A 4198-nucleotide genomic window follows, 5' to 3' on the forward strand; every position below is an offset into this window, starting at 1 on the left:
TTTACCTTCGGAAAGCCAGAGAATAGTTTGGGCACGTTGCCTTTCACGCCAATGTTTTGCATGCTTGACCAGAAAAATGAGTCGTTCTCGCTGTTCTAAACTAAGTGGTACAGAAACAATTCTAGGCATGTGTGAACATCTGTTAACTAAAAAAACCTTTTCGCATCATTAGTTATTTTTGTCAACTTAAGATCTCTAATCTTTGCTTCAATTAAATGCATAAATGAAAAGAGTAATTTTAAATGTATGTCTATAATCTAAGTTATTCATCGTCTTTGTGATGATCGTTACCAAATAGCTTACAAGTAAAAATTATTGCTAATATTACTAAACTAGAAGAAATACCAGCATATAAGTTGGCTAAAGTTCCTCCATAAACAACGATATCTTCTAAAAACAGAATTACTATAATTATAATAGATACATGTAATATAATAACTTTTAGATCATGGAACTTATTAATTGATAGTGTCTTAAGAAATGAACTGTTGGTAAAAATAGCTTGTTGAATAAATAATTTATAAAAACCTGCTGAAATTAAATGAAATGTAATAGCAATTAATGAAACATCAAGGATTTTTAAAAATTTAACAACAACTATTTTTACTTCAAAATTAGTTGCGTATATATTTTTAACAATAAAAGTTATAGCATCTATAAGTAAATATATTGTTGATAAATATAAAAAAATAGATGAAATTATACAATTTATAATAACTATGATAACTAAAAACCTACTCTTTTCAAAAAAATTTTGGAGCACTTTATAACATCCCTTAAAATGTAAAAACCAACCAATTATTTAATCAAAATTGCGAATAAGCAATTGACTTGAAAAAAGCAGCATTGGTTGAATTGCCATACAAAACTTACAACCGTAGTCCCTATCTTTGATACTACCTAACTATTTTATATAATTGATAATTTATTTCTAAAATTTGAATTAATTTGTTGAAAATTATTTAAAAAGTTAAATCACAGATAGTAAATTGAATGGAAAAAGAAAATATTGATAGCTCTAGAGATTCATATCTAATTAAGTTTTTAATATCCGTATTTAACATAATGGCGGTTATACGAAGTACACTTGTATATTAATTTAAATATCAATAACTTAAAAATTTAATACTGATCACAAAATGCACAAAAAATGGTTTTTGTAATAAGTTGGTGAGTTTTTAAGCGGATCTGTAACATTTTGCCAGTAAATTTGATCAAAAAACGATCAATTTGGCAGTCAGTGCCCATTTCATACGGATTCAGGTTCCAAAACTATCCCCAATTGCTGGGGATAAAATTTAGGCTATTTTGTACGCCTGAGCTTACGTGAATTCCGGTTCTTTGCGGCTGTCCAGGATAGGTGAATTTTCCTATGATGAAGTCATAGAGAACAGGATGTTCCAAACAACAAGAATAAGAAAGATCGCACCAGGAGCGTGAGGTAAGACAGGAGTCATACCTAGCAACCCAATATGAGAAACCCCGGCAGGATGCCGGGGTTTTTTATTACTAAGAATATCTATAACTGAGTATTAATCTGATAGCGTGTATTACGTCCACCACCTTCTAATTTGACGATACATTCTTTCTCAAGTAGGTCTGATAAATGGCGAGTAGCTGTTGCTTTACTGACTTTAGCAACCTTTTGATATTGTGAAGCACTAATACCATGTTCAAAGCCATTTTCTCCACCGTCTAATAAACGATTTAGAACTTTGCGTTGTTCTTCACCCAGGGTTGAATTTGAATGTTTATGCCAAAATTGACTTTTAAATAATGTTCGACTGATCTGCGCCAAGGTTTTTTCAAGGCTATCATTCAATGTGTCTAGAAACCAAATCAGCCAATTTGTGATATCAGAATCATTTTTTTGGGTTTGCTCTAATACCTCATAGTAACTTTTACGTTTGTTTAATATCGCAGTAGACATTGCATACAAACGGATGCTCTGTTCATCCATTTGAGCGAGAGCAAGGTCTGTAAGTGTACGTGTAATACGGCCATTACCATCATCAAAAGGATGCAGAGTAACAAACCATAAATGGGTAATGCCTGCACGTAACAATGGATCAAGCAATGAATCATTTAAACTCTGATTAAACCACTCTATGAAGGCATTTAAGCGATCTTCTAAGCCTTCTCTTGGAGGTGCTTCAAAATGTACTTTAGGGTAATGCAATCGACCTGAAACGACCTGCATAGGCTCTGATCCCCGGAGTTGACCAATGCGTAAACGTTGCATTGTCCAGTCTGGATCATTGAAAAGCCAACGATGCCATTGCATGAGACGCTCAACAGTCAGTGGTTGCTTAACATCGTTAAGTGCATCTAGCATGATATTGGCTAAACCTTCTGATCGATCTGAGCTTGGATAAGGCTGTTCAAGCGTGACACCCAAGCGTTGAGCTAGAGATGATCGCAATGAAAAAACATTGATGGTTTCATTTTCAATTGCTGATGAAGCAACAAGATTGGCAAGTAGAGTATCTAGAGTGAATTGTTCTTTTGCTAAATCATGCTGACTTTGTCCAAGAAGAAACCCTATTTTTTGATGTATCTGTCTGGTTTTAGGTAAGATAATTGAATCTTGCCATGTGAAATTTGTCCAGTTTTGTATTTGCCAAATCCATTCCTGCATTTTCAATCTTTCTCTGAAAATCTAAGATGAGTTGAATATAGCATATATTCAGATCAATTAATGAGCCGAATATATCGGTTAATTAGCTCATCTATTTATCTAGGACATTTCTATTTGAGGCTTACATACGAATTTCGCATAAGAGATTTTATGTTAAATAAAAGTTTATAAACTAAAAAAGAATTTCTTCTGTCTAGCGCTTAAAGTATTAATATCTATGTCTATAGAGGACATCAATTTAGAGAAAACTTTTGTTTTGATTTCACTAATTTCTTTATCTAGCTCGCTTGTATTACAGGCATCAGAGAAAGCTGCTTTATACCCGTTTGTAATATAATTAATATCTTGAATTACATCAGGAAAGTTTTTTTGCCTTTTTATATTTTTGTTTAAAGAATCATAAGCTAATAATTTTGTACTAACTTTTTCAAATGTTGAGTTAGGTATAAACGATCTAAAATACTTTCCTGTATACCTAAATTCTAACCCTAAAAAATCAATAGATTGATTTTTAACTATTTTCGTTTTAGTACGTTCTTCAAGATCTGGAACAGTGAGTTTAATTTTTATAAGTTCATCTTTTATTAGTAATAAATTTTGTTTAGCTTGTTTATAGGATGAACAAAATACAATTAAATCATCAGCATATCTGACATATTTTATGTTTTTTATATTCATAAAATTGTCAAAATCATATAAATAAAGAGACGCAAAGAATGAAGACATAGGCATGCCCTGTCTAATTCCTTTTCCTTTTTTGGATTTTAAAAATTCAAATTCTTTAGATTCAATTGAATGGGGGGGGGGCAACTTAATATCAATGTTTATAATTTTTTCTAAAATAAAATCAATTTCTTTTATACCTATTTGAATATCAATATTCTTTTTAATTATTTTTCTATCTAAATTATCAAAAAATGCAGATATATCAGTCTTTAATACATGAGAATATTGATTTCTAAAGCCTAATGCTACGCATCTTGCTTTAATAGCACCACCCTCTTCTTTCTTAGACGAAAAATCATAATCAGTCGCTAACTTATATTTTTCTGGGTATTTTTCTCTTATATATTCTAAAATTATTTGTTGTACTAAACGATCTTGGATAGACGGAATACATATTAGACGTAATGAACCATCTGGTTTAGGTATCAATACAGGGTGTAAAGCTTGAGGAAAATATTTTCGATCAGAAAAATCTAGTAAAAGACTGGATAAAATTTGCTCTTTTCTGGAATCAAATTCATTGAAGGAAAGATACTCAGGATAATATTTTATATCTAATAAATATTTAGGTTGTTTAATAAATAAAGTTTTAAATTTTTTAAAAAAGTGTTCTTTAAAGAACTTCTGAAAATCCATGCTCTCTTCACTGTATGCTTTACAAGGCTACCCATACAGGCTGAAAGTCTGTGTTATACGCATATCACCCTCACCGCTGTTCACTAATTTTTCGATGAAGGACGTCCATCGTGTCAAGTTCCCTGCTGATATCGGTGTGATGTGCACTACTCGGGAAGCCTCATTGAGATGTTTGCCAGAGTTTGGCAGCGGTTCAAT

The 4198-nt window shown here is 31.6% G+C and carries 3 protein-coding genes and 1 pseudogene; all 4 read right to left on the bottom strand.

The window, feature by feature from the left end; genetic code table 11:
• Window positions 1–129: pseudogene (locus F893_RS17185) on the bottom strand (helix-turn-helix domain-containing protein); the annotation flags it as partial.
• Between the two features lie 133 nt (window positions 130–262).
• Entirely contained in the window at window positions 263–763 is a 501-nt protein-coding gene (locus tag F893_RS00005; RefSeq protein WP_005248994.1) for a YqhA family protein, read from the bottom strand.
• Between the two features lie 756 nt (window positions 764–1519).
• On the bottom strand, window positions 1520–2638 hold the full coding sequence (locus F893_RS00015; RefSeq protein ID WP_005248996.1) for a Fic family protein: 1119 nt from the start codon (window positions 2636–2638) through the stop codon (window positions 1520–1522).
• A gap of 165 nt (window positions 2639–2803) precedes the next feature.
• Complete coding sequence (locus F893_RS00020; RefSeq protein ID WP_005248997.1) at window positions 2804–4000, bottom strand: reverse transcriptase domain-containing protein; 1197 nt, start codon at window positions 3998–4000, stop codon at window positions 2804–2806.
• Window positions 4001–4198: the final 198 nt, after the last annotated feature.

Origin of the sequence: Acinetobacter sp. CIP 102136 (assembly GCF_000369685.1) — a bacterium.
GTDB classification, from domain to species: domain Bacteria; phylum Pseudomonadota; class Gammaproteobacteria; order Pseudomonadales; family Moraxellaceae; genus Acinetobacter; species Acinetobacter fasciculus.